The sequence below is a fragment of the Methylorubrum suomiense genome, assembly GCF_022179765.1.
Taxonomy (GTDB): domain Bacteria; phylum Pseudomonadota; class Alphaproteobacteria; order Rhizobiales; family Beijerinckiaceae; genus Methylobacterium; species Methylobacterium suomiense.
Genome location: NZ_BPRE01000041.1, coordinates 1 through 1648, shown reverse-complemented (window position 1 = coordinate 1648; position 1648 = coordinate 1). Strand labels below are relative to the sequence as shown.

The following is a 1648-nucleotide window of genomic DNA, read 5'->3' as shown; positions in this document are numbered from 1 at the left end:
CGCCAACCCCGGTTCCGAGCCTGACGGCTCGGCCGGCGATGCCGGGCAGGCGGGCAGCGAGGCGGCGGAACTGGCTCGGTCGAACCGGCAAGCCCTGCTGACGATCGGCGTCGACCTGATCAGCGCCAACACCGGCCGATCCCGCCGCTCGGCGCGCGCCCTCATCGGCCATTGGCTCGGGATCGCCCGGGACGAGGCGGCGGCGGTGCTCGACGTGATCGAGGACGCCGACGGGCGCGAACTGGCCGATTTCTCGACCTGGGTTGAGTTTCGGCTGCGCAGGCGTCGGGAGGAACTCGACCGGCCCCCAGATCGCGGCCCGCCCTTCAACGGTCCCCGCGGCGGTGGGCGACCCTCCCCCTCCACCGTCACCGGCTTCGCCGGCCGCCTTGTCCGCCTTCACGAGCAATCCCTGACCGGAGCCTTCGATGTCGAACCGCCTTCCGTCGATGCGAACTCTGCCGGCGCTGAGCCAAGTCGAGGCGAAGATTCCGGAACTCCGTGGCAGGCTGGTTCCGGTGGACGGCCAGCCGAACCGCTTCTGCGTGCGGCGGGACAGGGCGGTCACGACAGCCGAGCGTCAAGCGCTCTGCGCCGTCGCCGAGCGTCTTGAACTGGAGCGGAAAGCCCCTGCGGACCGCAACGCCGTCGATGTCGTGATTTCGCGGGTCCTGCTGGGCTTCGAGATGGGCCGCGGGCGCGAGGACGTCAGCAACGAGATCCTCGTGCACGAGTACATCAAGGGGCTGGCCGGCATCCCGCTCTTCGCCATCCATGGCGCAGGCGAGCGCTTCCGGTCGGGTGAGACGATCATCACCTGGAATCGAGCCTTCCGCCCATCGCCAGCCGAGTTCGCCGAAGAGGCCCGCCGCGGCCTCTTCCTGCACAATCTCAAGCTGGTCCACGTCCGCCAGATCCTCGACGCGGAGGTCGTCGAGCCGCCGTCCGAAACGGACCGGGCGAAGGTGGAGGCGATCGCTGCGAACTGGCGCGAGACGCGCGCCACCACCGATGCTGAGCGCGAGCGGGCCCATCCCGCACCGGCTGAGGTCGCGCAGGCTCGCGAGGCGCACTTGCACCATCTCGGCGCGCAGCTCCGCGACGCGGCCGACGGCGCCACGCTGGGCCGGCTGATGGGCCGCCTCGATGCCAAGGTGCCGCGACAGGGGGCGGAGGTCGCATGAGCGCCGCCCTTGCCCTAACCGACGCGCAGCAGCTCGCCGATTCGTGGCGCATCGGCGTGTGCAGCCTGCCAGACGACCGCGTGCCGTGTCCCGGCATGATCTGGACGGCGCCGGGCCCGAGAGGGCGCTCCGGCGTCTGGCCGGCGGTCCGTAAGGCTATGCTCGCGTTCATCGACGAGTGGGGCGAGGACGCCGCGCGCCTTGGCTGGTCGACGGAAGCCCTGTTCGGCGTCCATCGGCTCGCCGCGGCCTATCGCGTCGACTCCGTGGGCGCCCTGGTCACCCTCTATCCCCGCCGCTGTGTCGCCCTGTGCGAGCGGGAGATCCAACTCGAGCGCCGCGGCTCGATCACGGTCGCCACCGCCCTGACCAACCCGGCCGACTCGGTGCCGATCTGGCTGTTTCGGACGTGAGGAGAGCACCCATGGATGCGATCGAGAAGCTGGGACGGCCCTGCACCCGTG

Annotated in this window: 3 protein-coding genes; 2 read left to right on the top strand and 1 reads right to left on the bottom strand. The window is 70.9% G+C overall.

Annotated elements, in window-relative coordinates; translation table 11 throughout:
* A partial coding sequence (locus MFF26_RS26305; protein ID WP_238308962.1) for a hypothetical protein occupies positions 1–403 on the bottom strand: 403 nt, incomplete at its 3' end.
* A 25-nt stretch (positions 404–428) separates the two neighbouring features.
* On the opposite strand from MFF26_RS26305, the gene MFF26_RS26300 reads away from it, so the two are divergent.
* Complete coding sequence (locus MFF26_RS26300) at positions 429–1184, top strand: hypothetical protein (protein WP_238308961.1); 756 nt, start codon at positions 429–431, stop codon at positions 1182–1184.
* Complete coding sequence (locus tag MFF26_RS26295) at positions 1181–1597, top strand: hypothetical protein (RefSeq protein ID WP_238308960.1); 417 nt, start codon at positions 1181–1183, stop codon at positions 1595–1597. The genes MFF26_RS26300 and MFF26_RS26295 overlap by 4 nt, the downstream gene beginning before the upstream one ends.
* Positions 1598–1648 lie beyond the last annotated feature (51 nt).